This is a genomic window from Pseudomonas sp. (assembly GCF_046581935.1).
Classification (GTDB): Bacteria; Pseudomonadota; Gammaproteobacteria; order Pseudomonadales; family Pseudomonadaceae; genus Aquipseudomonas.
On the sequence record NZ_JAYGFK010000014.1, the window covers coordinates 405321 to 431307 of the forward strand.

The 25987-nt window shown below is 57.1% G+C and carries 24 protein-coding genes and 2 tRNA genes; 12 read left to right on the forward strand and 14 right to left on the reverse strand.

Annotation, left to right across the window (positions count from 1 at the left end):
* Positions 1–32: 32 nt before the first annotated feature.
* The 3 genes from VCA57_RS12720 (at position 33) to VCA57_RS12730 (ending at position 1815) form a co-directional block, all read left to right on the forward strand.
* On the forward strand, positions 33–314 hold the full coding sequence (locus VCA57_RS12720; protein WP_411185395.1) for a hypothetical protein: 282 nt from the start codon (positions 33–35) through the stop codon (positions 312–314).
* Positions 315–389: 75 nt separating this feature from the next.
* A complete protein-coding gene (locus tag VCA57_RS12725) occupies positions 390–1343 on the forward strand; it encodes a L,D-transpeptidase family protein (RefSeq protein WP_411185396.1) in 954 nt (317 codons plus the stop codon).
* Between the two features lie 136 nt (positions 1344–1479).
* On the forward strand, positions 1480–1815 hold the full coding sequence (locus VCA57_RS12730) for a hypothetical protein (protein WP_411185397.1): 336 nt from the start codon (positions 1480–1482) through the stop codon (positions 1813–1815).
* Positions 1816–2273: 458 nt separating this feature from the next.
* Here the strand turns inward: VCA57_RS12730 and rnt are convergent, their stop codons facing one another.
* Both rnt and pyrC read right to left on the reverse strand, forming a co-directional pair.
* A complete protein-coding gene (rnt, locus tag VCA57_RS12735) occupies positions 2274–2948 on the reverse strand; it encodes a ribonuclease T (protein ID WP_411185398.1) in 675 nt (224 codons plus the stop codon).
* On the reverse strand, positions 2945–3991 hold the full coding sequence (gene pyrC, locus VCA57_RS12740; protein ID WP_411185399.1) for a dihydroorotase: 1047 nt from the start codon (positions 3989–3991) through the stop codon (positions 2945–2947). The genes rnt and pyrC overlap by 4 nt, the downstream gene beginning before the upstream one ends.
* Positions 3992–4196: 205 nt before the next feature.
* Here pyrC and VCA57_RS12745 point away from each other — a divergent pair, with 205 nt between their 5' ends.
* The 3 genes from VCA57_RS12745 to gloA all read left to right on the forward strand — a co-directional run bounded on the left by VCA57_RS12745 (position 4197) and on the right by gloA (position 6944).
* Complete coding sequence (locus tag VCA57_RS12745; protein WP_411185400.1) at positions 4197–5108, forward strand: flagellar protein MotY; 912 nt, start codon at positions 4197–4199, stop codon at positions 5106–5108.
* Between the two features lie 131 nt (positions 5109–5239).
* Positions 5240–6457: an argininosuccinate synthase gene (locus VCA57_RS12750; RefSeq protein WP_411185401.1), complete on the forward strand. Its 1218-nt coding sequence runs from the start codon at positions 5240–5242 to the stop codon at positions 6455–6457.
* Positions 6458–6551: 94 nt separating this feature from the next.
* Entirely contained in the window at positions 6552–6944 is a 393-nt protein-coding gene (gene gloA / locus VCA57_RS12755; protein WP_411185402.1) for a lactoylglutathione lyase, read from the forward strand.
* 179 nt (positions 6945–7123) lie between these two features.
* Here gloA and VCA57_RS12760 read toward each other — a convergent pair whose 3' ends face one another.
* The 5 genes from VCA57_RS12760 to VCA57_RS12780 all read right to left on the reverse strand — a co-directional run bounded on the left by VCA57_RS12760 (position 7124) and on the right by VCA57_RS12780 (position 12129).
* Complete coding sequence (locus tag VCA57_RS12760) at positions 7124–7672, reverse strand: cytochrome b (RefSeq protein WP_411185403.1); 549 nt, start codon at positions 7670–7672, stop codon at positions 7124–7126.
* Between the two features lie 88 nt (positions 7673–7760).
* A complete protein-coding gene (locus tag VCA57_RS12765; RefSeq protein WP_411185404.1) occupies positions 7761–9026 on the reverse strand; it encodes a virulence factor family protein in 1266 nt (421 codons plus the stop codon).
* 7 nt (positions 9027–9033) lie between these two features.
* The gene (gene mprF / locus VCA57_RS12770) at positions 9034–11697 is read right to left on the reverse strand and encodes a bifunctional lysylphosphatidylglycerol flippase/synthetase MprF (RefSeq protein ID WP_411185405.1); all 2664 of its coding nucleotides are present in this window, start codon (positions 11695–11697) and stop codon (positions 9034–9036) included.
* Between the two features lie 156 nt (positions 11698–11853).
* Positions 11854–11930: transfer RNA gene (locus VCA57_RS12775), tRNA-Met, on the reverse strand.
* A 122-nt stretch (positions 11931–12052) separates the two neighbouring features.
* Positions 12053–12129 (reverse strand) — tRNA-Met (locus VCA57_RS12780).
* Between the two features lie 205 nt (positions 12130–12334).
* Here VCA57_RS12780 and VCA57_RS12785 point away from each other — a divergent pair.
* Both VCA57_RS12785 and dinB read left to right on the forward strand, forming a co-directional pair.
* On the forward strand, positions 12335–12550 hold the full coding sequence (locus tag VCA57_RS12785; RefSeq protein ID WP_411185406.1) for a hypothetical protein: 216 nt from the start codon (positions 12335–12337) through the stop codon (positions 12548–12550).
* A gap of 21 nt (positions 12551–12571) precedes the next feature.
* Complete coding sequence (gene dinB / locus VCA57_RS12790) at positions 12572–13633, forward strand: DNA polymerase IV (RefSeq protein ID WP_411185407.1); 1062 nt, start codon at positions 12572–12574, stop codon at positions 13631–13633.
* Between the two features lie 144 nt (positions 13634–13777).
* On the opposite strand, the gene rhlB is transcribed toward dinB, so the two are convergent.
* The 5 genes from rhlB to VCA57_RS12815 all read right to left on the reverse strand — a co-directional run bounded on the left by rhlB (position 13778) and on the right by VCA57_RS12815 (position 20316).
* Positions 13778–15217: an ATP-dependent RNA helicase RhlB gene (gene rhlB / locus VCA57_RS12795; RefSeq protein ID WP_411185408.1), complete on the reverse strand. Its 1440-nt coding sequence runs from the start codon at positions 15215–15217 to the stop codon at positions 13778–13780.
* A gap of 112 nt (positions 15218–15329) precedes the next feature.
* On the reverse strand, positions 15330–16493 hold the full coding sequence (locus tag VCA57_RS12800; protein WP_411185409.1) for a dipeptidase: 1164 nt from the start codon (positions 16491–16493) through the stop codon (positions 15330–15332).
* Between the two features lie 106 nt (positions 16494–16599).
* Complete coding sequence (locus VCA57_RS12805) at positions 16600–17538, reverse strand: GGDEF domain-containing protein (RefSeq protein WP_411185521.1); 939 nt, start codon at positions 17536–17538, stop codon at positions 16600–16602.
* Between the two features lie 194 nt (positions 17539–17732).
* Positions 17733–19634, reverse strand: coding sequence for an acyl-CoA synthetase (locus VCA57_RS12810; RefSeq protein ID WP_411185410.1), 1902 nt, complete (start codon positions 19632–19634; stop codon positions 17733–17735).
* A 22-nt stretch (positions 19635–19656) separates the two neighbouring features.
* Entirely contained in the window at positions 19657–20316 is a 660-nt protein-coding gene (locus VCA57_RS12815; protein ID WP_411185411.1) for an alpha/beta hydrolase, read from the reverse strand.
* A gap of 480 nt (positions 20317–20796) precedes the next feature.
* On the opposite strand from VCA57_RS12815, the gene VCA57_RS12820 reads away from it, so the two are divergent.
* From VCA57_RS12820 to VCA57_RS12835, 4 genes are all read left to right on the forward strand, one after another.
* Entirely contained in the window at positions 20797–21825 is a 1029-nt protein-coding gene (locus VCA57_RS12820; protein WP_411185412.1) for an amino acid ABC transporter substrate-binding protein, read from the forward strand.
* A gap of 101 nt (positions 21826–21926) precedes the next feature.
* Complete coding sequence (locus tag VCA57_RS12825; protein ID WP_411185413.1) at positions 21927–23111, forward strand: amino acid ABC transporter permease; 1185 nt, start codon at positions 21927–21929, stop codon at positions 23109–23111.
* A 9-nt stretch (positions 23112–23120) separates the two neighbouring features.
* Positions 23121–24218: an amino acid ABC transporter permease gene (locus tag VCA57_RS12830; protein ID WP_411185414.1), complete on the forward strand. Its 1098-nt coding sequence runs from the start codon at positions 23121–23123 to the stop codon at positions 24216–24218.
* 11 nt (positions 24219–24229) lie between these two features.
* Positions 24230–24994 (forward strand): amino acid ABC transporter ATP-binding protein, encoded by a 765-nt coding sequence (locus VCA57_RS12835; RefSeq protein WP_411185415.1) that lies wholly within the window; start codon positions 24230–24232, stop codon positions 24992–24994.
* Between the two features lie 141 nt (positions 24995–25135).
* Here the strand turns inward: VCA57_RS12835 and VCA57_RS12840 are convergent, their stop codons facing one another.
* Positions 25136–25540: an META domain-containing protein gene (locus VCA57_RS12840; protein ID WP_411185416.1), complete on the reverse strand. Its 405-nt coding sequence runs from the start codon at positions 25538–25540 to the stop codon at positions 25136–25138.
* A complete protein-coding gene (locus VCA57_RS12845) occupies positions 25537–25977 on the reverse strand; it encodes a hypothetical protein (protein ID WP_411185417.1) in 441 nt (146 codons plus the stop codon). Before VCA57_RS12845 ends, VCA57_RS12840 begins: the two co-directional genes overlap by 4 nt.
* Between the last annotated feature and the right edge of the window lie 10 nt (positions 25978–25987).

Sequence of the window (25987 nt, forward strand, 5' to 3'; positions counted from 1 at the left end):
GCTAATGTGGCGCCCCCTCACTGGAGCCCTCGATGCCGCGCCCTGCCTGGTCCTTATACGCCTACCAACTGATCGAGCCAGGTGAGCAGCTTGACCTGTTCGCCTGCCGAGAAGTGCGCGTGCATCTGTTGGCGCGACAGCTTGAGTTAGGCCAGTTCGCCGATCGTACGCTGTGCGGTGGTTTGCTACCTGCTCAGCCGGTGTGGCGAGACTTAGATAAGACAATGCTGCGCGACAAGCGTCTTTGCCCGGCATGTCGAGCGACATTAGAGGCTCAGAAGCGTGGTGAGCGGCCAGCATTACCGGGGCGTTGAGCTATCCAAGTAGCTGATCAATCGGTGTACAATCGCCGCCTACTTTTACCAACTATTTTCGTCAGGAATTCCCGGATGTTGTCGCGTGCCTTTGCCGTCACCCGCTGCCTGCCACTTGCTGCTGTCTTCGCCGTAGCCTCTGCCAATGCACTTGAGTTTCCGTTACCTGCGCCGGGTGACGATATCGTTGGCGAGATTCAGGTGGTCAAGGCCAAGTATGAAGACACTTTCGCCGACCTTGGCGAGGCCAATGATATTGGCTATCTGGAAATGGTTGCGGCCAATCCAGGGGTGGACCCCTGGCTACCGGGAGAAGGCACCGAAGTTATTCTGCCTACGCGCTTCATTCTGCCAGCAGGACCGCGCGAGGGCATTGTGATCAACCTCGCCGAGTACCGTCTCTACTACTATCCGAAAGATCGCAATGTGGTTTACACCTATCCGCTGGGTATTGGTCGTGAGGGTTGGAGTTCGCCGGTCGCTGAGGCGCGTATTACCGCTAAAACGCCAAATCCGGGGTGGTCGCCGCCTAAGTCAATTCGTGAAGAGCATGCGGCTGCCGGTGACCCATTGCCCGCCTATGTGCCGCCAGGCCCGGATAACCCGTTAGGTCCTTACAAGATGGGCTTGTCTGTGCCGGGTTACCTGATTCATGGCTCGAATAAGAAGTTCGGTATTGGTATGCGGGTGAGCCATGGCTGTTTCCGTATGTTCAACAATAACGTACTGAAATTGGCGTCGATGGTTGCCGTTGGTACGCCAGTACGCATCACTAATGACGCTTATAAATTTGGTCGCAGTGGCGGTAAGGTCTATCTGGAAGCGCATGCGCCTCTCGACGACACTGGAAATGCTTCGGTCGTCGACAAGCATACTGCCGTGATCAATGCGCTGATTAAAAACGACGACTTTGCAGGCCTGCGCTTGGATTGGGATATGTTGCGCGAAGTGGTAGCGGCTGAAGACGGCTTGCCGGTTGAGATTGCTCAGCCTGGTCAGGCTGTAGTGACAGGTGCCCCGGCTATCTAGTAGTCGAGTACATTCAAAAAGCCCGTTATGCGTAATTGCTAGCGGGTTAATCAGATGGCCACCCTGACACCCTGCAAAGGCTAGCCTTTTGCAGGGTGTTTTTATTCTGGAGACCATCGCCATGAACTGAGCGGTAATGATCGAGGCAAACACTGTTGTCCACCTGAGCGTCCAGGGCAGCAGTCGGCGCAAGGTGTTTCGCAAGAAGACTATTCACCAGCAGTTGATGCGCCTGTTCGCTAGTCGGCCCGCGCGCGCACTGGCGAAGGAGGCCTGCGCCGGTTTGCATTGCCTGTCGCGTGAGATTATGGCACTGGTGCATGGGGCCAAACTGATCTCCCGACAATTCGTACGACCCTTCCTACAACGCGACAAGAGCGACTTCATCGATGAGCAGGCTAGATGTGAAGCGGTGTCTAGGTCGTCGATGCGTTTCTTTCCCCTAAGAACGAACCCCAGCCAATCCTTTTAGGTTTTGCATCGCCTACGTGAGTCGCTGATTCGTGATCGCACCAAGGCCATCAACCAGTTACATGGCTTTTTTCTGTAGTTCTCTATCTGCCTGTCGGTGTGCAAGGCAGTTATTCGGTGCTTATCCAGCGTACTAGCTGAACCTGGGTTGCCTGTATGGTTGTCCGTATTGCTGCAGCGTCTAATTGCAGTACCACAAAGCACCCTTTCAGGTTTTGCGATATATCAAGAATTGATGACGTAAGCGGCCTGCTGGCCTGGTGAAAAACCTGACATTAAAATCGGCTTATGAAGCCGTCGGGCTTTTCAGGCTCACCAGGTGCGACTCTCATCATGGCGCGGGGCATACCCCATAGAGACGCCGAATGGATTTAAGCAAGCCCCCCGTCGCTGATCGGTATTACAAAAAATGGGGGGCATAGATTTTATGGATGACAGTTAGCTCTCGGTTGAGGGCGCTTAGTCGTCGAAATCCATCCAGCCACCCATCTCTTTCCAGCGATTGACGATGCCGCAGTACAGTTCAGCCGTCTTCTCTGTGTCGTAACGGGCTGAGTGGGCTTCTTTGCCGTCGAAGTCGATACCCGCAGCCTGGCAGGCTTTGGCCAGTACAGTTTGGCCATAGGCCAAGCCCGCGAGGGTGGCAGTGTCGAAACTGGAGAACGGGTGGAACGGGTTACGTTTGATGCCGGTGCGTACTACGGCGGCATTGAGGAAGCCCAGGTCAAAGCTGCTGTTATGCCCAACCAGAATCGCCCGTTTGCAACTGTTGGCTTTCAGCGATTTGCGCAGGCTACGGAAGATTTCCGTTAACGCGTGCTCTTCACTGACCGCCATGCGCAGTGGGTGATCGAGTTTGATGCCGGTGAAGTCCAGTGCTGCCTGCTCGATATTGGCCCCTTCGAACGGCTCGATGCGGAAGAACTGGGTGTGCTCCGGGTAGAGGAAGCCGCTTTCATCCATGCCGATGGTGGTGGCAGCAATTTCCAGCAGAGCATCGGTGGCGCTGTTAAAGCCGCCGGTTTCCACGTCCACAACTACCGGCAGGTAGCCGCGAAAACGTGCCGCCATTGGATGGCGCGGGCCGGAATGGCTGCTGCCTTCGGATTCGTCGTCGTACAGATCTTCACTCACGCTTGGTTCTCCAGCAAACGCCAGCGCAGGGTTTCACCAGCGCGTAGAGGGGTAACGGTTTGCTCACCCAGCGGTAGGCTGGCAGGCGCTGTCCAGTCTTCACGCAGTAGCGTGATGCTGTCGGTATTGCGCGGCAGGCCATAGAAGTCCGGGCCATTCAGGCTGGCGAAGGCTTCCAGCTTGTCGAGTGCATTGCGTTGCTCAAAGGCTTCGGCATACAGCTCAATGGCCGCATAGGCGGTGTAGCAGCCAGCGCAGCCGCAGGCAGCCTCCTTGGCGTGCTTGGCGTGAGGGGCTGAGTCGGTGCCGAGGAAGAACTTGGCGTTGCCGCTGGTTGCCGCATCCAGCAGGGCGTCCTGGTGGGTGTTGCGCTTGAGGATCGGCAGGCAATAGAAGTGCGGACGAATACCGCCAACCAGCATATGGTTGCGGTTGTACAGCAGGTGATGAGCGGTGATGGTTGCGCCGACATTGGCCGAGGCACCTTGCACAAACTCTACCGCGTCGCGGGTGGTGATGTGCTCGAACACCACTTTCAGGCTGGGGAAACGTTCAACCACGCGACTCAGGTGCTCGCCGATAAAAATCTTTTCGCGATCGAAAATGTCGATCTCGCTGCGTGTTACTTCACCGTGCACCAGTAGCGGCAAGCCGACTTCGGCCATGGCTTCGAGCACCGGGAAGATCTTGTCGATGCTGGTCACGCCAGAGTCAGAGTTGGTGGTCGCGCCGGCGGGGTAGAGCTTGGCCGCATGGACAAAGCCGGATGCCTTGGCGCTGCGGATATCGTCCGGCTGGGTCAGGTCGGTGAGGTACAGCACCATCAGCGGTTCGAACCGGCTACCTGCTGGGCGCACGCTGAGAATGCGCTGGCGGTAGGCATCGGCTTCGCTGGCGTTGCGCACGGGCGGTACCAGGTTGGGCATGATGATGGCGCGGCCAAAAGTACGGGCTACATCGGCGACGGTGTGTGGCAGGACGCCACCGTCACGCAAGTGGATGTGCCAGTCGTCGGGACGCAGCAGGGTGAGGCGGTCAGTCATGGAAGCTTCCAGGCGGGCAAACGTGGCGAGAATGCTACCGGAAAAGGCCCGTGGCAGCACGTTGAAAGCAGGCGCGTCGTGCAAACCTGGGTGCCAGCCGTTGTTCACTGTAGTTGTGTTGGCCTAATAGGTTTAAACACGCGGCTCAAGTTTTACCCCGTGGCACCGATAGACAGAAGGTAAGTCGTATTCCTTGGAGTCTGTCGTGCGACGCTATCCACTCGCGGTGCTTTGCTTGCTGGCAAGCCAATCGGCCTTTGCTATTAGCTTCCAGACGCGTCTGGAGAAGATCGAGTGGCAGGTCGAAGGTGATCAGTTCGAGTGCCGTTTATCGCAACCCATCACCGATTTCGGTTCCGGGGTGTTTGTGCGCCGTGCGGGCGAACAAGTGACATTCAGTTTGAAGGCTCGCGAACACTGGCTCGGGGCGGGCAGTGCGACCTTGCTAGCAGCCGCTGCACCCTGGCAGCCGGGGCGTGGTGACATTAACCTGGGCATGGTCAATGTGGTGTCTGCCGAGGTGTTGTTCAACAGTTCTCAAGAGCAGGGCACGCGCCTGCTTACCGGCCTGCTTGAAGGCCGCAGCCCCTTGGTGCGCCATCGCACGGCAATGGGCAACGAGGCGATTGAGGTGCGCTTGCTGCCGGCAAAGTTCAATAAGGCCTACAACGATTACCTCGATTGTACGGCCAAGCTGTTGCCGGTGAACTTCGATCAAATACGTAAAAGCCAGGTGGGTTTCCCCGGTGGTGGCGTTGCGCTGGAGCCATTGGCCCAAGCCAAGTTAGACATCCTCCTGAGCTTTCTCAAGGCTGACCCCAGCGTCAACCGTATCCAGCTTGATGGGCATGCCGATAACAGCGGCAATCGTCTGACTAATCGTGACCTTTCGCGGCGGCGCGCGTTAGCGGTAATGGAGTACCTCAAGGCTAATGGCATTCCTGCTGAGCAGATCACCATGCGTTTCCATGGCGAGCGTTACCCGCTGGTGCCTAATACCAGCGAAGCCAATCGAGCGAAAAACCGCCGCGTGAGCATTCTCCTTGAGCGAGTGCCGGAGGCTGCTGTGCCCCCTGCGGCTGCGCCCGCATCAACCGCGCCTACTGCGGCGTCTTAGTGGCTGCTGTTCGTCTGCTAGCGCGTGATTAATCGTCGCTTGTGCATCACAAGCTGTCGCGCCTCTGTAAATCAGGCGTCATGGGCAGTAGAATCACGGGTTTTCCCGCACAACCCCGTGGAGTTGATGGCATGGCCGACGTAAACAAGGTAGTCCTGGCATATTCCGGTGGCCTGGACACTTCCGTGATCCTCAAGTGGCTGCAAGATACCTATAACTGCGAAGTGGTGACCTTTACCGCTGACCTCGGCCAGGGTGAGGAAGTCGAGCCAGCTCGTGCCAAGGCTAAGGCCATGGGCGTTAAGGAAATCTACATCGATGACCTGCGCGAAGAATTCGTGCGTGATTTCGTCTACCCGATGTTCCGTGCCAACACTGTTTACGAGGGCGAGTACCTGCTGGGTACTTCCATTGCCCGTCCGCTGATCGCCAAGCGTTTGATTGAAATCGCCAATGAAACTGGCGCTGACGCCATCTCCCATGGCGCGACCGGTAAAGGTAACGACCAAGTGCGTTTTGAACTGGGTGCCTACGCACTCAAGCCTGGCGTGAAAGTGATTGCCCCTTGGCGCGAGTGGGACCTGCTGTCGCGCGAGAAGCTGATGGACTACGCCGAGAAGCATGCAATTCCAATCGAGCGTCACGGCAAGAAGAAATCGCCGTACTCCATGGATGCCAACTTGCTGCACATCTCCTATGAAGGCGGCGTGCTAGAAGACACCTGGACCGAGCACGAAGAAGACATGTGGCGTTGGACTAAATCGCCAGAAGCTGCGCCGGATACCCCGACTTACATTGAGCTGACTTACCGTGCCGGTGACATCGTTGCCATCGACGGCAAGGACATGAGCCCAGCCACCGTGCTGGCTGAGCTGAACCGCATCGGTGGCGAGAACGGCATCGGTCGTCTGGATATCGTCGAGAACCGCTTCGTCGGCATGAAGTCCCGTGGCTGCTATGAAACTCCTGGCGGCACCATCATGCTCAAGGGCCATCGCGCCATCGAGTCGATCACCCTCGACCGCGAAGTCGCTCACCTGAAAGACGAGTTGATGCCGAAGTACGCCAGCCTGATCTACAACGGTTTCTGGTGGAGCCCTGAGCGTCTGATGCTGCAACAGATGATCGACGCCTCCCAGGCTAACGTGAACGGCGTGGTGCGCATGAAGCTTTATAAAGGCAACGTGATCATCACCGGTCGTAAGTCTGATGACTCGCTGTTCGACGCCAACATCGCCACCTTTGAAGAAGATGGCGGTGCTTACAATCAGCAGGACGCAGCAGGCTTTATCAAGCTCAATGCCCTGCGCATGCGTATTGCGGCAAACAAAGGGCGCAAGATGCTCTGATAGACTCGGGTACCTGAGCCACAACAAACCCCGGCCATAAGCCGGGGTTTGCATTTATAAGCCCACAAGCCGGGCAACGATGAGGAGAAACCTGATGAGACTGCTGCATACCATGCTGCGCGTCGGCGATATGGATAAATCCATCGCGTTTTACACCGAAGTACTGGGCATGACCCTACTGCGCCGCAAAGACTACCCAGAAGGGCAGTTCACCCTGGCGTTTGTCGGTTATGGCGATGAGGCACATAACAGTGTGATCGAGCTGACCCAGAACTGGGGTGTGGAGAGTTACGAGCTGGGCACTGGCTACGGTCATATCGCCTTGGAAGTGGCTGATGTCTACAAAGCCTGTGAAGACATTCGCGCGCGCGGCGGCAAGATTACCCGCGAGCCCGGTCCGATGAAGCACGGCACCAGCATTCTGGCGTTTGTTGAGGACCCGGACGGCTACAAGATTGAGCTGTTGTCGCCGTCACGAGCGGACTGAGTCCTTTACTGGCACTCCGGAGATATTGCCGTCAGGGCGCTGAGTATTTGTGCGCAAGATCTGCATGCAGCCCAGCACGATCTAGAAGGATAGAGGCTTCGGTCCCGCGCTGTGCCGGGCAGCCTAAAAAGCGGCGCGTCTCGAAGGAGCGCGCCGCTTTTTACTGCGACCAGCCTGCTTTAGTCGCGGCCAGGCAGGATACGGGTCAGGGTGTTGTCGCGAATGAAGAAGTGGTGGAGTAGACCAGCAGCGGCATGCAGGCCGATCAGCCAGTAACCGGCACTGCCGGCCAGTTCGTGCCACTCTTTAATGTCTCTAGCCAGTGCCGGGTCTTTACCCACGAGTGCCGGTAACTCCAGGCCGAAGAACGGGATGGGTTTGCCAGCAGCGCTGAGGATGAGCCAGCCCGCAAAAGGCGCGCCGATCATCAGGGCATAGAGTGCCAGGTGCATAAGCTTGGCGGGGATGGTTTGCCAGGTGGGCGGTGTCGGTACGATGGCCGGAGTCGGGCCAATAAAGCGGGCTAGCAGACGCAGCCAGACCAAGGCGAACACGGCGAGACCGAGCATAAAGTGCCACTGCTTGAGCAGCTCGCGGGTATCACTGCCTTTGGGGAAGTTGCCCTTGAGTTCGATGCAGGCATAAACACCTGCAATCAGCACTAGCATTAACCAGTGAAGCGCGATCGAGAGCTTTCCGTAGCGCGCGGGTAGGGTGTTCAGGGTCATCACGGTTCCTTTTGATTTCTCGTTCTAGTGTGTGGCTTTGGGGAGGCTAGTCGCAAAAGCTTAAGCGAGTATGAACTCGTATCAACATTTACCCCTTATTTCCTTGGCGTTGCTTGATGGCTTGCAAAAGTTTGTTGGCAAGTGCCGGATAGTTCTCGTCGAAGTGGTGGCCGCCTGGCAGCTTGAGGATCTCGCCGGTTACGCCTGCTTCTGTGCAACCACTTGTTGGCCCTTCCTCCACGCCATACACGCAGAGCACTTTGTGCGCTGGCAACTTGGCCAGCTCCGGTGCTATCGCGGCCTCTTGCCCAGCCTTACCTAGCCAGCCTTGTACTTCGATTTGGAAGCTACCGCTGCGCTCTATGGCGAGCAGCAAAATGGCGTCGACTTGCTGCTGGTCTTCGCTTGTTAAGCGGTTATAGATGGCGGGTAGGGCATCTGCTCCGAAGGAGAAACCGGCCAGGACAAAGCGCTTGGCTCCCCACTTCTGCCGGTACTGCTGCATCAATTGGCTGAGATCAGCAGCGCCTTGTTCCGGGCTTTTGTGCTGCCAGAAGTAACGCAGCGAGTCGATCCCTACCACTGGATTGCCTCGCTTGGCCAGTTCTGCTGCCACGTCGCGGTCGAGGTCGCGCCAGCCGCCGTCACCGGAATAAAACAGGGTCACGGTGTCGGCCTTCGTATCGCTGGCCACCTCGATAATGGGCATTGGTTCGCCGTGGCCTTGCAGCAAGCTCAGCAGGCGTTGTTTGAGCAATTGCGGGAGGCTGGTGTCGTAGTCGCTGATGCTGGTCTGCGCATTCGCCTGCTCGCGGGCAAAGCGCGCGCTTGGGTCGTCGGGGTTGTTATTCCAATCGACGCTCCAATGGCCGTGTTCGGCCTTGCTTGGCAACGCTGATGCGCAGTCTGGCTGTTGCAGGCTGAAGCCGACCGACAGCGCTTGGGCACTATCACTGCTTTGTTCCGCTAGCCAGCGCCAGGCAAAAGCACCGCCTGGGCCGATGCCGGCAACCAGGGTTGGGGGCGCTTGCAGAACCTTCTCTGCCGCTTGTAGACGTTGTTGCTGAGCGTTGCAGTCGTTTTCAGGTAAGGCCAGTTGTATTAACTGAGCGCCGCTGTCCTGAGCCAGGCTTAGGAGCTCGGCATCCTGTAACTGTTGCGCTTGGTCGATCAGCAAGATGACCTGGGCTGTTGCTGGGCCGCCAGGCTTTGCCAGTTGCGCCGAGCTGCCGTCGGCTAATTGGTGATGTTCGACATGTGCTTGCGGGGCTGGCCAGAGCCGCCAGCCAAGTGCTGCTAGGCCCAAGGCCAGGATGAGCAGAATAACCAGGCGTCGCCAGTGACGTGTAAGCATGCAAACCTCAGCGTTTGATCAGTCCGGTAAACCCGCCGGCGATTAGCGCGGCGGTATCAGCGAGTGCCACTAGCGGGTCAAGCCCGGGTGGTACGGCCATGTAGCGGGGTTCCCATTCCGGCTGGAACTTGTCCTTGAAGCGGCGCAGGCCTTGGAAGTTGTAGAACTGTTCGCCACGGCGAAACACCAGTGAGCCCAAGCGCTGGGTCAGTGGTGCACCACGGCGCAGTTGCAGGCCGGCCAGGGGCACCATGCCCAGGCTGAAGCGCTGGTGGCCGCTGGCTTTGAAATGCAGCAGCAGGTTGAGCATGAGAAATTCCATGGTCAGCTTGGGCGCATCAGGATGTACGCGCATCAGGTCGATGCTGGCCAACTCGTTGCTGTCGGTTTCCAGAAGGTTGGCGAAGGCCATCGGCTGGCCGCCACTGGAGACCACGGCAATCCGGAAGTGCTTTAGGTAATCAGGGTCGAAACGGCCGAGGGAGAAACCTTTTTCACGCACCTGCTTACCCAGCATCCAGGCATCGGAAATGCTCTGCAGGGTGGCCATTGGCGCTTGTCCGGCAGCGAATATTTCCAGTGTCAGGCCGTCACGTTGGCCACGGCTGAGGGTGTAGCGCAGGTCTTTCATGGCCTTGTTCTTGTTTTCCAGATCGAAGCTGAGCAGGTCAACCCGAGCTTCTTCGCCGAGCTTGATGGCGCTGAGGCCGATGTCCATGTAGTAGGGCAGGTTTTCTGCCCGCACCTGATAGAACACTGGGCGTACATGATGCAGGTCGCAGAGGTCGCGGAACTGCCAGATCAATTCGGCCCGGCAACTGGCGGAGCCTATCGGGTCGAATAAGGCAATCAGGCTGCGACCCTGGCGGGCGTACATCAAAAAGGCATCGCCGGCGGGGTTGAACAGCAATGCTTTGTCGCCGGTTAGCACCAGGCCACCATCGGGTTGCTCTGAGCTTTTTACTATTTTTGCGGCCTTAAGCAGTTCGTCTTCTGTGGGTTCGTGGATCACCATCGGCATTGCCCGCAATAACCACAGCAATACCACGATTGCCAGTAGCAGGCCGCTGCCCAAGGTGGCGCGCAGGGTGCGTGGTGCGTCGGCATCTACGGCGAATTGCCAGAGCAGGTCATGGCTGTAGGGCACGTCTTGATAGGCAAAGAACATCAGCCAGAGTGATGCACTCAGCACGCAGAGGGTGGCCACTAGGTTGACCGGAGAGAAAGGCATCTCTAGTAGGCGGCTAGGGCGGTAGAAGGCGTGACGAAAGAGCATCAGTAGCGCGGCAGTGAGCAGCAGTAAGCTGGCTTCTTCCCAGTCAAAGCCCTTGAGTATCGACAACACTGCAGCGCTTAACAGCAAGCCTACGGTCAATGCCCACGCCGCTGAAAGCCTGCGACGCAGGCCGTGCGCGAGCAGCAGGCAGAGCACCCCTATCAGGCTGGCGGCCAGGTGGGAGGCATCAATCAGGTGGTGCGGAATTAGAAAGCTGAGGTGCTCAAGGCGCGTATCAACGGCAGGTGTTGCGCCGGAAAACAACAACACCACGCCGGATAGGAAAACCAGCAATGACAGCACCGGTGCGGCTAGGCCTGAAGCGTTTTGTACCGCCTGGCGGCCGGCGGGCATAAATCGGCGAGCTTCGTTGGCCAGCAGCAATATGCAGGCAATGATCAGCGGCAGGCCCACGTAAATCAGGCGGTAGAGCAGCAGTGCTGCGGCCAGTGGCGCAGCACCCAGTTGCCCGGCAAAGGCTGCCAGCAGTACTGCCTCAAATACACCGACTCCGCCGGGTACATGGCTAAGTACGCCAGCGGCTAGAGCCAGCAGATAAACCAGCAAGAACGTTCCCAGGGGCGGTGCTTCTGGTAGCAGCAGATACAGCACGCTGGCGGCTGCACACACGTCAATCAGGGTGATCAGCAGCTGCAGGGCGCTAAGGCGCAGGCCAGGCAGACGCAGGGAGCGCTGGCCCAGGCGGATGGTTACGCAACCCGGAGTTGGTGCTTGTGGATCACGCAGGCGCGATAGCACCACCACCAAGGCTGCAGTGAGCAGTAGCACGCTGCCGGCGATGACCTGCACTTGTAATGGTGTCAGGTGCAAAGCCAGCGCGGCGGCATTTGTATTGCTCAGGGCGGCCATGGCTGCCAGTGGTGGCAGGGCGCAACCCAGTGCCAGACTGGCAAATAGTGTGATGCGGGCGATATCACCGCCGCTCAAGTTGTCGTGGGCGTACAAGCGAAAGCGCACGGAACCGCCAGATAGCATCGAGAAGCCAATCGCGTTGCCGATTGCCGAGGCGCAGAAGTTACCGAGTGCCATACGCTTGATGGGCAGATGAACTCCGGCCAGTCGACAGCCGGACCACTCGTAGCCGATCAATGCGGCGAAGCCGACAGCAGTCGCGCCCATGGCTGCCAGTAGGCTACTGCCTGGCACTTCGTGTATGGCATTGCTCAAAGCGTCGGGGTCCAGCTCGTGCAGCAGATGCCAGCAGGCGAGCAAGCCAATGCTGAACAACACTAGGGTAAGCATTAGGCCGATAGGCTGGCGATAGGTGCTTAGACGTTCAAGCCAGCGTAATTGGCGATTTGCGACCGCAGAGTTGTGGTCACTGGAGGGAGTGCTGCTGGTTGACTCTTGGGTGGCGCGCATTGAGCACCTCATGATGTGTGCACGACAGCATGTGGGCGCAGTGACCAACTTCCAAGCCCACAGCAGAACAATATTTTTTAAGGCAGTAGGGCGGCCAGCAATAGCCTGGGGATTATGAAAGGCGCAAAAACAAAAAGGCCACTCGATTGAGTGGCCTTTTTGAGTATCTGGTTGCGGGAGCCGGATTTGAACCGACGACCTTCGGGTTATGAGCCCGACGAGCTACCAGACTGCTCCATCCCGCGCCGCACATTCTATATAGATATGATCTTCTGTCAATCGATTATTGGTTTTTAATCAATAACTTAAATCGTGGATCTAGAGAAACAAAAAAGGCCACTCGATTGAGTGGCCTTTTCTGAGTATCTGGTTGCGGGAGCCGGATTTGAACCGACGACCTTCGGGTTATGAGCCCGACGAGCTACCAGGCTGCTCCATCCCGCGGTCGCCATTGTAGCGTCTGAACGCTGTGTGTCAACCTAAAGATGGGTGGAAGTTGTTTTTATTCAGGTGCTTAGCAACGCGTCAGGTTATTTGCGGACTAATCAGCGCTGTAATAGAGCCTGATTGAACAGGCGGTAATGCTTTCGCCATAGCCTGCAACCTGGCGGTTGGGCTAGAGTCCGTGACCATTAAATAGGAGGTATTTATGAGCGTTAAGTGCAAAGCCTGTGGTGTGCAGGTGCCCGCTGAGGCTAAGACATGTCCGGGGTGCGGTGTAGCGGTGGCAGCAAAAACCAAGTTATTGCCGATTGCGGCGTTTATGTTGATCGTCATTTTGATGATCCAGTCCTACATCAATAAGTCGGAGGATGCCGCTGCTGAGGCCAAGTCGTCTGCTCCCGTGCATACCCCTGTGCAGTAGTCAGATGTTGTGAGCTTGGCAATGAATAGCCGAAAAATCATCCACGTGGACTGTGATTGCTTCTATGCGGCGATCGAGATGCGTGATGATCCGAGCTTGGCCAGTAAGCCTCTCGCGGTGGGCGGATCGGCGGAGCGGCGCGGGGTGATTGCCACGTGTAACTATGAAGCGCGTAGCTATGGCGTGCGCTCGGCGATGGCCTCTGGGCAGGCATTGAAGCTGTGCCCGGACTTGCTGATCGTCAAGCCTCGCATGGATGTTTACAAGACGGTGTCACGGGAAATTCAGGCGATCTTTCGTGATTACACCGATCTGATCGAGCCCTTGTCGCTTGATGAAGCCTATCTGGATGTAACCGCTAGCCCGCACTTTGCCGGCAGCGCCACGCGCATCGCCCAGGACATTCGCCGGCGGGTCTCGCAGGAGTTGCACATCACCGTTTCCGCTGGTGTGGCACCGAATAAATTCCTGGCCAAGATCGCCAGCGATTGGAAAAAACCTAACGGTTTGTTTGTGATCACCCCGGATCAGGTCGATGATTTTGTTGCGGCCTTAGCGGTAAACAAGCTGCATGGCGTAGGCAAGGTCACGGCTGACAAACTAGGGCGTTTGGGGATCCGTACCTGCAGCGACCTGCGTGACTGGAACAAGCTCGCGCTGGTCAAGGAGTTCGGTAGTTTTGGTGAGCGCCTGTGGGGGCTGGCGCATGGCATCGACGAGCGCGCGGTGCACAACGACAGCCGGCGGCAGTCGGTCAGCGTGGAAAACACCTTCGATAAAGACCTACCAGATCTAGCGGCCTGTTTGCAGCAGTTGCCGGCGCTATTGGAGGAGCTGGCCACACGCATGGCGCGGCTTGACCCAAGTTATCGGCCGGATAAACCCTTCGTCAAAATCAAGTTCCATGATTTCAGCCAGACCACCCTGGAGCAGTCTGGCGCGCGACGTGATCTGGACAGTTACACACGCCTGCTGAGCGCCGCCTTTGCCCGTGGCAACAAAGCCGTGCGTTTACTTGGGGTGGGTGTGCGTTTACATGATCTGCGCGGCAGGCACGAACAGCTGGAGTTGTTTGCACCCTGACAGCAGGCGAACTGCTTGGCTGGCATACGAATTATCTGGAGTGGTTTGTAATGTTGCACAGCATCGGCCCGTGGCTGGTCGAGCTGGATCGCAAAGCATAAAAAGGCGAAGCCGTTGGGCTTCGCCTTTTTCGTTGAGCGTAGATCAGTGCTTGTGTGGCACCGGTTTCAGCAGCTCATCCGGTGGCATTTCGCAGGCTATCTTGCGGCCTAGCAGGGCTTCGATGGCGGGTAGGGCGTAGGCGTCGTCTTCACCGGCGAAGCTGATCGAGGTACCGCTAGTGCCAGCGCGGCCGGTACGGCCGATGCGGTGCACGTAATCGTCCGGTGTTTCCGGCAGGGTGAAGTTGATTACGTGGCTGATGGCGTCAACGTGAATGCCGCGACCGGCCACATCTGTGGCGACCATCACGCGGATTTTGCCTTCACGGAAGCCTTCCAAAGCACGGATGCGCTTGTGCTGCGGTACATCGCCAGACATCTGTACGGCGCTGATGCCGTCGCGGGTCAGGCGTTCTTCGATGCGCCGCACTTCGTCCTTGCGGTTGGCGAAAACCATCACGCGGATCCAGTCGTTCTGCGTGATCAGGTTGTACAGCAGCTTGTATTTGTCGCTGCCGGCGACGGCATAGACGTGCTGCTCGACCGTGTCGCTGGCGACGTTTTCCGGCTCGATTTCAACGATGGCAGGTTCTGTGGTCCACTGTTTGGCCAGGTTCATCACGTCCTCGGTGAAGGTCGCGGAGAACAGCAGGGTTTGGCGTTCGCCCTTCATCGGCGTCTGGCGGATGATTTGCCGCACTTGCGGGATAAAGCCCATGTCGAGCATGCGGTCGGCTTCGTCGAGCACCATCACTTCGACCATGTCGAGGTGCACTTCACCGCGTTGGTTGAAGTCGAGCAGGCGACCCGGAGTGGCGACAAGAATGTCGCAGAAGCGTGATTCAAGCAGCTTGAGCTGTTTGTCGAAGTCCATGCCGCCGACAAAACTCATCACGTTAAGCCCGGTGTATTTGGTCAGGTCTGCAGCGTCCCTGGCGATCTGCACCACCAGTTCGCGAGTTGGGGCGATGATCAGCGCGCGCGGCTCACCCATGTAGCGGTCTTTCGGCGCGGGGGTTTGCTGCAGCTGGGTGATGATCGAGATCAGGAAGGCTGCGGTTTTGCCCGTGCCAGTCTGGGCGCGGCCAATGGCGTCGCGGCCGCTCAGGGTATAACCCAGTACTTGCGCCTGGATCGGCGTGCAGTAGGGGAAACCGAGGTCATGGATGGCATGCATCAGCTCGGGAGAGAGCTTGAAATCGTGAAAGCGTGTCTTGCCTTCAGTCGGAGCAACGGCGAAGTCTTCCAGTTTCCAGGTGTCGACTGGTTTGGCTGGGCGCTCGCGACGCGGCTTTAGCGGTTTTTCCTGGCGCTGTGGCGACTTTTCAGCGGTTTCAGCGGTGCGCGGCTTTTCACTGCGCTGAGGGGTGTCCGCGTTGGCATCCAGCGTGGCGCGCGGTGTGCTGGGCGTTACAGGCTGACTTGCTGGGCTGGGCTGTGCGCCCTCGGCTTTGCCGAATATTTTCTTGAGTGCTTTGAGCACGGTCATCTCATCAATTGGTTAAGGAGTGAACGGCCGCCAGTGTAAAGCAAGAAGCCGGCGCGGCGAAGTGCCACGCCAGATCACGGCTGGCGGCCTTAGGTTGCGGTCGTTTTCAGTCTGTTGGCAGGCTACTTAACAGCAGTCGCTGCACGTTACCGCCCATGATGGCGGCGATCTCATCGTGTTTGAAGCCAGCGTTGAGTAGCCCTTCGGTAAGTTGTGGCAGGCCGGTCACGTCGAATGGCGCATGTATGGTGCCGTTGAAGTCCGAGCCCAGCGCGACATGTTCGACGCCAATTTTATCTGCGGTATAGCGGATGGCTTTAACGATGGCCTCAACCGAAGTGGCACAAACGGCGGTATCCCAGTAACCGATGCCAATTACCCCGCCGGTGGCGGCGATAGCGTGCAGGTGTTTGTCGCTGAGGTTGCGAGTGCCTTTACAGGTGCCCTCAACGCCAGTGTGGGAGACCAGTAGTGGTCGCGTCGCCATGCCCAGTACATCGTCGATCAGTGGCCGCGAGGCGTGGGCGAGGTCAATCAGCATGGCTTTTGCTTCCAGACGCTTGATTACCAGACGTCCAAGTGGCGTCAGACCGCCTTTTTCCAGACCGTGGGCGGAGCCACCTACTTCGTTATCGAAAAAGTGGGTCAGACCCGCGATGCGAAAACCGGCGTTATAGAGCGTGTCGATGTTTTCCAGTTTGCCCTCGATCGGCTGCAAACCCTCTGTGGCGAGAATCGCCGCAAGCCGTTGTGGGTCTTTCTGCCAGGCACTGATAAAGCGGCTCAAGTCACCACGGGTTTTGATCATCACCAGGCGGCCTTGGCTGTCGGCGCTAGCTTGCTGCAGCTTCTGCGCTTGATATAAGGCGCGTTGTAGCAGGCTATCCCAGGTTTCTCGGGGCCAGCGCTGGGCCATGGCCAGCAGGGTGATGTTGTCAGTGTCGCCGCTGTTGCGCTCGTAGTTGAGGCCGCGCGGTGTCTTGGTCACTGTGGAGAATACTTGCAGCGCGACATGGCCTTCGAGCATGCGCGGCAGGTCGGAGTGGCCAAAATCGTAGCGCTTGAGCAGGTCGCGTTCCCAGAGCAGTAAGTCGTCATGTAAGTCGGCGACAAATAGTTGTTGATGCAACTGCTTGGCGGGTTCGTTAGCAGGATAAGGGGCAGGGGATTCGACGCTGTTCATCCTACGGTCAAGTACCGAGGGCAGTGCAAAGACACCGCCGGCCGCGATCAATAGGAGGACTAGTAGGGTGATCAGGATCTTACGCATAGAGAAGTGCCGCCGGACATTGTTGTTATGCGCAGCACTCTAGCAAGCATGACGGGGCATGTGATGGTTTTACTTGTGGCTGGCTCGTTAGTTTATGAGTAAGCCTTTAGCCGCAGAGGCAATCGCGGCCTTTCTGCTTGGCCTGGTACAGCGCGCTGTCAGCTCGGGCGATCAGGCCTTGTAGGCTCTCCTTGGCTTGAATTTGCGCCATACCGATGGACACGGTAATGCCAGGCAGTACGCCAATCGGTGAGTGAAAGGATTCGATATGGTGTAGTGACAGACGCAACCGCTCGCCAATGCTGCGGGCTTCATCAAGGCCAATTTCTGGCAGCAGAATGACAAACTCCTCACCGCCGAAGCGGGTCAGGCTGTCTTTGGGTCGCAGTTGGCTGCGTAAGGTATGTGCCAGCATGCACAAGGCATAGTCGCCAGCGAGGTGGCCGTGCTGGTCGTTGTAGGCTTTGAAGTGGTCGACATCCAGCATAAGCATGCATAGCGGGCTTGCATTAAAGGCGCTGCGGGTGCTTTCGCGTTCAAAGATATTTTCTAGCCAGCGGCGATTGTAGGTGCCTGTTAGTGCATCGATGTTGGCGGTCTGTTCGCTGTCGAGAATGATTCGATTACCTTGCCGCACCCGGTCGCAGAGCAGTTCCAGTAAGTTCTGCATGACTTCGGGGGATTGTTGGAACAGGTTGATGAGTGACGCGCGGTGTAGGCGCAGTACGCAGCAGGGCTCGGATGCCACTACATAGGCAGAAGGGTGTTCATTGTCGATAAAACTGATTTCGCCGGCACAGTCGCCGGCTTTCAGGGTACTCACAGGCGGGCTGTCGAGTGAACCTAAGTGGACGTGAAGTTGGCCTTCGAGCAGCAGGTAAAGGTACTGATTGCGATTGAAGGGCGAGAGCAATACTTCGTCAGTCTCCAGGTCGCAGGCACGAAACTCCTTGAGCAGCTGACCGATGTTGCTCGCAGCGACATTGTTAAATAGTCGCAGATGACGGATTTGTTGCAGGTCACCCTGCCAGTCGGCGCTTTTCATCGAATGCATAAGTGTTGTTGTGTCTCAGGTTTGTTGGGCATCGCTCGCGCTCCATGCATTAAGGATGTTCACCAAGCCTGAACATATTCTGCTGTTTGTAAGCTGACAATCCTTGAGTGGTCGCTGGGCGACCAGTGGTCTTGAAGTTGAATGGTTGGTCACAATTTGGCTATGACCAAGTGTCAGCTGATGGCTTAGTCAGTTATATGCAGTTCTATGCTTACGGAAAACCCGGCCAAACGTCTGGCTATGGCGTCGGCAAGCTCTGCTTGGTCGGTTGGTAGGTAGATGTGAGCGACTTGCCCGCGTTTGTCGTCACTGATTACTTCAACGCGTAAGTGGTGGTCCAGTTCTGCCAGTGCGGCTTGGTACACGCGACTGATAGCATCGAAGCGCAGTGTTGGTTTGAAGGTTTTGCCTACCGCAGTGAGTGGGATGGATTCGATTATCCAGACGTTTTTGGGTATCGCGGCGCGTTCTGGAATGTGCTCGGCGGCGTGCGCGAGCAACTCGGCTTCATTTATCTGCGCGCCAGGCTTGAGCTGGACATACACCACTGGAAGTTCGCCGGCTTTCTCGTCGGGCTTGCCGACCGCTGCGGCCATGGCTACTGCCGGGTGCTTGTGCAGCGCTTCTTCGATCATCTGCGGGTCGATGTTGTGGCCTCCACGGATGATCAGATCCTTGCTGCGCCCGGTCAGCCAGATATAGCCGTCAGCATCCACGCGGCCCAGGTCGCCGGTGTTGAACCAGTCGCCATCAACCCAGATGCCGTTATTCTTGCTGGTTTGCAGGTAACCCTTGAACACCGTAGCGCCACGGATGCACAGGTTGCCGATTTCATTGCGGCCAGCCTCTCTTAAATAGTCGCCCTGTTCGTCGAGTACTTTGATGCTCACCTCGCAATAGGGCATTGGCAGGCCGATGGAGCCGGGGCGGCGTTCGCCAGCAGGCGGGTTGGCGCAACTGCCGCAGGTGCCTTCGGTTAGGCCGTAGCCTTCGATCAGGGTCAGCCCGGTTTTGCTCTCGAATTGACGGATTAGCTCCACAGGCATCGGTGCGGCGCCGCACAGGGCGTACTTCAACGAGCTGAGGTCATGGCCCTCACTGGGTACTTGAAGGAGGCCGGCGTAGATGGTTGGCACGCCACTGAAGAAGCTGACCTTGTGGCGCTCAATGATTTTCCAGAAATTGCCAATCAGCGCGCTGTTGCGGTAGCCCTGCGGGGTGGCCAGTAATACTTCGGCTCCGCCAATAAAGGCGGTTAGGCCGGTGACGATTACACCGTTTACGTGGAACAGGGGCAGGCCACAGAGGGTTACATCACCCGGCGCGAAGCGTGTGACCATATTCATGCTGTAGGCCATCGCCACTTCATTGCCGTGGCTGTGCGGTGCCAGTTTTGGCGTGCCTGTGGTACCGCCTGTATGGAAGTAGCTGGCAATGTCTGAGGCTTCAATTACCCGAGCGCTTTCCAGGTGATCATCTGGGCAGGCAGCGATCAGTTCATCAAAATCCAATACGTCATCAGGCAGAGGACCGCGTTGCTCCTTGAGCGCAGTGCGTTGCGGCTCTGGCAGCAGATTGGCCATATCGACACAGATAATCGCTTTGAGGTCAGGTAGGCGGTCACGCAGGCCTTCAACTTTGGCCCACAAGTCAGTGCCAGGGAATGGCGCCAGGGTTACCAGCAGTTCTGAATCGGAGGCGTGGATCAGCTCGGCAATATGCTCCGGATCAAGCAGTGGGTTGATTGCATTGACGATCCCAGCTGCTTCGCCGCCCCAGATGGTGAAGTGGGTGTGCGGCAGGTTAGGCAGTAGAAACGACACCGCCTTGCTCGTACTTAGCCCCAGGCGATGGAAAGCGTTGGCGGTCTGGGTGACCTTGCCCAGCAACTGACGATAGGTGAGGCGGTAAGCCTGCTCATCGGGCGTGCCCTGGAGGATAAATGACAGTGCTGGTGCATCCCCGTGAGCCTCGGCGCTGCGGCGGATCAGCTCGTAAGTGCTGGCCGGCAGGCCGCGTTCGGCCAGAGGGGTTTGCTCAATCTGCTGGATATCATGCAGGGTTTTTATCGCTGGGATGGCAGGCATGGATATTCTCGCTTGAAGACAATCAACTGTTGAGCTGTTGCTCCAGCCAGTCGGCGATGTCGCGGATTTCCTCATTCACCACCTCGTGGCCCATCGGATAATCACGCCATTGCACGCTGACGCCAGAGGCGCTCAGGTAGTCATGGGCTGCACGGCCCATGGCCGGCAATACGATGTCGTCGAATGTGCCATGCAAACACAGTACCGGCAGTTGTCTTTTTGTATCTGCGAGGGTGATTTCGTCGCTGAAGGTTGGCGCGTAGGTTGATAAGGCCATTACTCCACCTAGGGCGAACTGCCAGCGCAGGAACGCGGTATGCAACACCACGGCGCCGCCCTGGGAGAAACCGGCGAGGATGATGCGTGCTGGGTCGATTCCGCTGTCACGCTGCGCTTCTATCAGCTCTATAACCTGCTGAGCCGAGGCCTCCAGTTGTTCACGGTTGATCGCTCGTGCCGGGCTCATGGCCAAAATGTCGTACCAACTGGGCATGGCGTAGCCGCCGTTGATGGTTACCGCTTGAGTAGGTGCCTGTGGCAGGACGAAGCGGGTTGTGCGTAAGCGTTGCTGCAGAACCTCGGCAACTGGCATGAAATCAGTGCGGTCGGCACCGAGGCCGTGCAACCAAATAACGCACGAGTCGGCAGTAAGTGTGGGCTGAAGAATCAACGGTTGGTTCATATGGGGCTCCGCAGTGGTGCGTGCGCGCTGTTTTGGTGCGCGGTAAGTTTTTTAAGGAGGCGATTCTAGAAAGAAGTTGTCGCCAGGGTGCAAGTTTTGCTCTTGACCTCTCCGTATGGTGCTTATGGCTCAATGCTGGTACGGGCCTTGCTATACACCCTAGGGACTGATGACGTTGTTCGGTGGTGGTAACACTGCCAGTTAATTGGACGCGGAGCAGACTGAAATGCTTTGTAAGAGGCTTTCAAACGGTTCGCCAGGCGCTGCATGCTGTGCAACCAGTCACTTGTTATCTGTCTCAAGCCCATTCAAATAATGGGCGGGTGAGAGTTTATGGCCGCTAGAGCAATAGGCAACTAGACTCGAACTAAGGCCTGAACCCCGGTTGAGTGTGTTGCTGCCGACACACTCAACGAGCCCCACAAGGGTACGGTGGTAGGGCCGAGACTCCAAACACAACAAAAGCAACTGGAGGTTTTAATGAAGATGGTGAAATCCACATTGGCAGTACTGACTACCGCCGCTGTTCTCGGTGTCAGCAGTTTCGCTCATGCAGGCGCTACGCTTGACGCAATCCAGAAGAAAGGTTTCGTACAGTGCGGTATTAGTGATGGTTTGCCTGGCTTCTCCTACGCTGATGAGAAAGGCAACTATCTGGGTCTCGACGTTGACGTATGCCGCGCTGTTGCAGCCGCGGTGTTTGGCGATGCGACCAAGGTTAAATACAGCCCGCTGACCGCCAAGGAGCGCTTCACTGCGCTGCAATCCGGCGAAGTCGATATCCTTTCGCGTAACACCACCTGGACCAGCTCGCGTGATGCAGGTCTGGGCCTGAACTTTGCCGGCGTTAACTACTACGACGGTCAAGGCTTCCTGGTTAACAAGAAACTCGGCGTTTCCAGCGCCAAGGAACTCGACGGCGCGACTGTCTGCATCCAAGCAGGTACTACCACCGAGCTGAACCTCTCCGACTACTTCCGTGCCAACGGCATGAAGTACACCCCAATCACCTACGATACTTCTGACGAGAGCGCCAAGTCGGTTGAAGCTGGCCGTTGCGACGTGCTGACTTCCGACCAATCGCAGCTGTACGCACAGCGCATCAAACTGGCCGATCCAGAATCCTACGTAGTGCTGCCGGAAGTGATCTCGAAAGAGCCACTGGGTCCGGTTGTACGCCAGGGTGACGAAGAGTGGTTCGACATCGTGCGCTGGTCGCTGTACGCGATGGTTAACGCTGAGGAGCTGGGCATCACTTCGGCAAACGTTGTGGAACAGGCTAAATCCACCAAGAACCCCGACGTAGCTCGTCTGCTCGGTGCTGAAGGTGAGTTTGGTAAAGACCTGAAACTGCCGAAAGACTGGGCAGTACAGATCGTTAAGCAAGTGGGTAACTACGGTGAGAGCTTCGAGCGCAACGTCGGTACCGGCAGTGAGCTGAAGATCGAACGTGGCCTCAACGCCCTGTGGAACAAAGGTGGTCTGCAGTACGCACCGCCGGTGCGCTAACTGTCGATTGTTAGCCACTCTTCCTGAGTGGCTAACATTGTTCTGATTGATGCGAACCCCATGCCCGCTGATGCGGGCATGGGGGTTCCAAGAGGGCTTCTATGCAAACCACTGCAAATGTCCCGCGCCCGGGTGGATCGGTTTGGACCGACCCCAAGGTGCGTGCTTGGCTATTTCAAATTCTTGCCGTTATCGCTGTTGTAGCGCTGGGCTGGTTTCTGTTTGACAACACTCAGACCAACCTGGACAAACGCGGGATTACCTCCGGTTTCTCGTTCCTCAATAACAGTGCCGGCTTTGGTATCGCGCAACACCTGATCGAATACACCGAGAGTGACTCTTACGGTCGGGTCTTTGTAATTGGCTTACTCAATACCCTGCTGGTTTCGGGTATCGGTATTGTGGGTGCCACATTACTTGGGTTCATTCTGGGTATCGCCCGACTTTCGCCTAACTGGCTGGTCAATAAGCTGGCGACTATTTACATCGAGACCTTCCGCAATATCCCGCCTCTGCTGCAAATCTTCTTCTGGTACTTTGCCGTCATGCTTTCCATGCCGAGTCCGAAGCAGAGCCTTGAATTTGGCAGCATGTTCTTCATTAACAACCGTGGTTTGTATCTGCCTTCGCCTTCGGCGACAGATGCGTTCATGCCGTTCTTCATGGCGTTACTACTGACCATCGTTGCAATCGTTTTCATGGTTCGTTGGGGGCGCGCACGCTTTGAGAAAACCGGACAACCGTTTCCGCTGTTGTTGACCTCGTTGGCAATGCTGATCGTCATCCCTGGCATAGCCATCGCGTTGTCCGGTAACCCGCTGTCTTGGCAGACTCCGGAGCTGAAGGGTTTCAACTTTCGCGGTGGCTGGGTGATGATTCCCGAGCTAATCGCGTTGACCCTGGCGCTAACGATTTACACGGCAGCGTTTATCGCTGAAATCGTCCGCTCGGGTATTCAGGCGGTAAGCCACGGGCAGACTGAAGCGGCTCGCTCGCTGGGCTTGCCGGTCGGTAAAACCTTGCGTCTGGTGATTATTCCGCAGTCGCTGCGGGTGATTATTCCACCCCTGACCAGCCAGTACCTCAACCTTGCGAAGAACTCCTCACTGGCAGCCGGTATCGGCTATCCGGACATGGTGTCGTTGTTCGCCGGTACGGTGCTCAATCAGACCGGGCAGGCGATTGAAGTGATCGCCATCACCATGAGTGTGTACTTGGCGATCAGCATTAGCATTTCGCTGTTCATGAACTGGTACAACAAGCGCATTGCGCTGATCGAGCGGTAAGGAGCAGCCATGCAAACTCATACGTTTAAACCTGATCTTCCACCACCGCGCCTGAGTGTTGGCGCTGTCGGCTGGCTACGTAGCAACTTGTTCTCCAGTGTGCCCAATACCCTGCTGACAATCTTGGCCGCCTACCTGGTCTGGTTGATGATTCCACCGCTGCTCGACTGGGCGATTTTCAGTGCTGATTGGGCGGGTACAACCCGTGCTGACTGCACCGGCAATGGTGCCTGCTGGGTGTTTATCCAACAGCGTTTTGGTCAGTTTATGTACGGCTTTTATCCGACTGAACTGCGCTGGCGCGTAGACCTGACCTTGTGGGCTGCGATCATTGGCGCTGCGCCGTTGTTCCTGCCGCAGATGCCGCGCAAAGCGCTGTATGGCTTGGGCTTTTTGGTGGTCTACCCGATCCTGGCATACGTGCTGCTGCACGGTGGTCACTTCGGTCTGGAGAACGTACCCACCAGCCGTTGGGGCGGTTTGATGCTGACGCTGGTGATCGCCTCCGTCGGTATTGCAGGAGCCTTGCCTTTGGGTATTGTGCTGGCGCTTGGGCGTCGTTCAGATATGCCGGCTATCCGGGTTCTCTGCGTGACGTTTATCGAGTTCTGGCGCGGCGTGCCGTTGATCACCGTGCTGTTTATGTCCTCGGTTATGTTGCCGCTGTTCCTGCCTGAAGGCATGAGCTTCGACAAGCTGATGCGCGCACTGATCGGGGTGATTCTGTTCCAGTCGGCCTACATCGCCGAAGTGGTGCGTGGCGGCTTGCAGGCCATCCCGAAAGGCCAATATGAAGCGGCTGCGGCGATGGGGTTGGGCTACTGGCGGATGATGGGCTTGGTGATTTTGCCGCAGGCGCTGAAGCTGGTGATCCCGGGTATCGTCAACACCTTCATTGCGTTGTTCAAAGACACCAGTCTGGTGATCATCATTGGTCTGTTTGATCTGCTCAACAGCATCAAACAAGCCACCACCGACCCAGCCTGGCTTGGTATGTCGACTGAGGGCTACGTGTTTGCAGCCCTGGTTTACTGGATCTTCTGTTTTAGTATGTCCCGCTACTCCATGCATCTGGAGCGCAAATTGGACACTGGCCACAAGCGTTAGGAGCTAGTTAGATGAGTGAAGCAAATAAAAAGCCTGAAGCTGTGGAAAGCATGATCCAGATGCAGGGCGTACATAAATGGTACGGCCAATTCCATGTGCTCAAAGACATTAATCTTGATGTTAAAGGGGGCGAGCGTATCGTCCTGTGCGGGCCTTCTGGGTCGGGCAAGTCGACCACGATTCGTTGCCTGAACCGTCTTGAAGAGCACCAGCAGGGCCGCATCATTGTTGACGGCACTGAGCTGACCCACGACCTCAAGCAAATTGAGGCCGTGCGCCGCGAAGTGGGCATGGTGTTCCAGCACTTCAACCTGTTCCCGCACCTGACGGTTCTGCAAAACTGCACCTTGGCACCGATGTGGGTTCGCAAAATGCCCAAGCGGCAGGCCGAAGAAATTGCCATGCACTACTTGGAGCGTGTGCGTATTCCGGAGCAGGCCGGCAAGTATCCAGGCCAGCTTTCTGGTGGTCAGCAACAGCGTGTGGCGATTGCCCGTGCACTGTGCATGAAGCCAAAAATCATGCTGTTCGACGAGCCGACTTCGGCCCTCGACCCAGAAATGGTTAAGGAAGTACTGGATACCATGATCGGCCTGGCTGAAGACGGTATGACCATGCTCTGCGTAACCCACGAGATGGGTTTTGCCCGTACCGTGGCGAACCGGGTGATCTTTATGGATAAAGGCGAGATCGTTGAGCAGAACGAGCCAAATGCCTTCTTCAACAACCCGCAGAACGAGCGTACTCAGCTGTTCCTCAGCCAGATCATTCACTGAGTTTCAGTTGCCACAAAAAAGGGAGCCTTCAGGCTCCCTTTTTTATGGCCTGCCATCCATGGCAGCCACCCTTCGGGCCGTCGCTGCGCGACGTTTAAAATAGCTCCTGGCCATTTTTATGTGCTCAGTAACGCCGTGTAGTTATTTGCTTTCAGGCCATAGGCGCAGCGGTTTGCCTTCGGCGGGCCACAGGCGCAGTTGTTCGGTCGCTGAGAAGTCCCAGCGTTGTACCTTGCTCAGGCTATCGAGAAAGCGTGATTCCTGCTCCATTAGCGCCGGCGCGCACATCATTCGGGTGCTGCCGGCTGCGCTGAAGCTGATTTTGTCACCGGCCAAGGTGTACCCGGCAAACCAGTGGTTGCAGCCGGCGTTGCCATAGGCGCGACCATCATCACCCAGGGTAATGGTCAGGTGGCTGCGGTCGATCAACGGCCGCTCACCAATCCATTCCACCTGGTAAGTGCGCTCGGTTTCCAGTTGCGGTGCGGATGTTGCGCAGCCTGCCAGGGTCACGGCCAGCAAGCTGAGTGACAGAGGTTGTTTCATAGCGCCTCTTTGCTGATGCACTTAGGACACAGATGCTTGGCGTTTTTCGACTGCCAGCCGAGTTCTTTGACGCGCGCTTCGGCGGCAGGTGCCTGGGCTTTTTTGCCGAGAGCGGCGTCGACCGCGAACTCGAAGTCGAGCTGGGCATTGCAGCTGTCGCAATTGACTTGCCAATTGAATATCGCCAGCTCACCAAACGCCGGTCCGGTCGCTACTGCGACCCACTGGCCACGCGGATTGATCAGATGACGAACTTTATCTGTCAGCAGGCGCATAGATAGCTCGCGGCTGCCTTTAAGGGTGACCAGCAAGGTGTCACCGCTCTGGATTGAGCCGCCATTTCCGGTGACCTGATAACGGCCGGGTGCCAAGGCGCGGCACTCGATTAGGGTGTGCTCTGGGTTGAGCAGGTTGTAGCGAAAGTCGTGTTCAGCCATGAATCCTCCA

Excerpts from the sequence above, each read along its gene's own strand:
- VCA57_RS12720 (WP_411185395.1), top strand. The coding sequence starts at position 33 with ATGCCGCGCCCTGCCTGGTCCTTATACGCCTACCAACTGATCGAGCCA.
- VCA57_RS12845 (WP_411185417.1), bottom strand. The coding sequence starts at position 25,977 with ATGGCTGAACACGACTTTCGCTACAACCTGCTCAACCCAGAGCACACC.
- VCA57_RS12840 (WP_411185416.1), bottom strand. The coding sequence starts at position 25,540 with ATGAAACAACCTCTGTCACTCAGCTTGCTGGCCGTGACCCTGGCAGGC.
- gloA (WP_411185402.1), top strand. The coding sequence starts at position 6,552 with ATGAGACTGCTGCATACCATGCTGCGCGTCGGCGATATGGATAAATCC.
- VCA57_RS12810 (WP_411185410.1), bottom strand. The coding sequence starts at position 19,634 with ATGCCTGCCATCCCAGCGATAAAAACCCTGCATGATATCCAGCAGATT.
- VCA57_RS12725 (WP_411185396.1), top strand. The coding sequence starts at position 390 with ATGTTGTCGCGTGCCTTTGCCGTCACCCGCTGCCTGCCACTTGCTGCT.
- VCA57_RS12820 (WP_411185412.1), top strand. The coding sequence starts at position 20,797 with ATGAAGATGGTGAAATCCACATTGGCAGTACTGACTACCGCCGCTGTT.
- mprF (WP_411185405.1), bottom strand. The coding sequence starts at position 11,697 with ATGAGGTGCTCAATGCGCGCCACCCAAGAGTCAACCAGCAGCACTCCC.
- VCA57_RS12760 (WP_411185403.1), bottom strand. The coding sequence starts at position 7,672 with ATGACCCTGAACACCCTACCCGCGCGCTACGGAAAGCTCTCGATCGCG.
- VCA57_RS12830 (WP_411185414.1), top strand. The coding sequence starts at position 23,121 with ATGCAAACTCATACGTTTAAACCTGATCTTCCACCACCGCGCCTGAGT.
- pyrC (WP_411185399.1), bottom strand. The coding sequence starts at position 3,991 with ATGACTGACCGCCTCACCCTGCTGCGTCCCGACGACTGGCACATCCAC.
- VCA57_RS12785 (WP_411185406.1), top strand. The coding sequence starts at position 12,335 with ATGAGCGTTAAGTGCAAAGCCTGTGGTGTGCAGGTGCCCGCTGAGGCT.
- VCA57_RS12835 (WP_411185415.1), top strand. The coding sequence starts at position 24,230 with ATGAGTGAAGCAAATAAAAAGCCTGAAGCTGTGGAAAGCATGATCCAG.
- VCA57_RS12730 (WP_411185397.1), top strand. The coding sequence starts at position 1,480 with ATGATCGAGGCAAACACTGTTGTCCACCTGAGCGTCCAGGGCAGCAGT.
- dinB (WP_411185407.1), top strand. The coding sequence starts at position 12,572 with ATGAATAGCCGAAAAATCATCCACGTGGACTGTGATTGCTTCTATGCG.
- VCA57_RS12815 (WP_411185411.1), bottom strand. The coding sequence starts at position 20,316 with ATGAACCAACCGTTGATTCTTCAGCCCACACTTACTGCCGACTCGTGC.
- VCA57_RS12765 (WP_411185404.1), bottom strand. The coding sequence starts at position 9,026 with ATGCTTACACGTCACTGGCGACGCCTGGTTATTCTGCTCATCCTGGCC.
- VCA57_RS12800 (WP_411185409.1), bottom strand. The coding sequence starts at position 16,493 with ATGCGTAAGATCCTGATCACCCTACTAGTCCTCCTATTGATCGCGGCC.
- VCA57_RS12805 (WP_411185521.1), bottom strand. The coding sequence starts at position 17,538 with ATGAAAAGCGCCGACTGGCAGGGTGACCTGCAACAAATCCGTCATCTG.
- VCA57_RS12825 (WP_411185413.1), top strand. The coding sequence starts at position 21,927 with ATGCAAACCACTGCAAATGTCCCGCGCCCGGGTGGATCGGTTTGGACC.
- VCA57_RS12750 (WP_411185401.1), top strand. The coding sequence starts at position 5,240 with ATGGCCGACGTAAACAAGGTAGTCCTGGCATATTCCGGTGGCCTGGAC.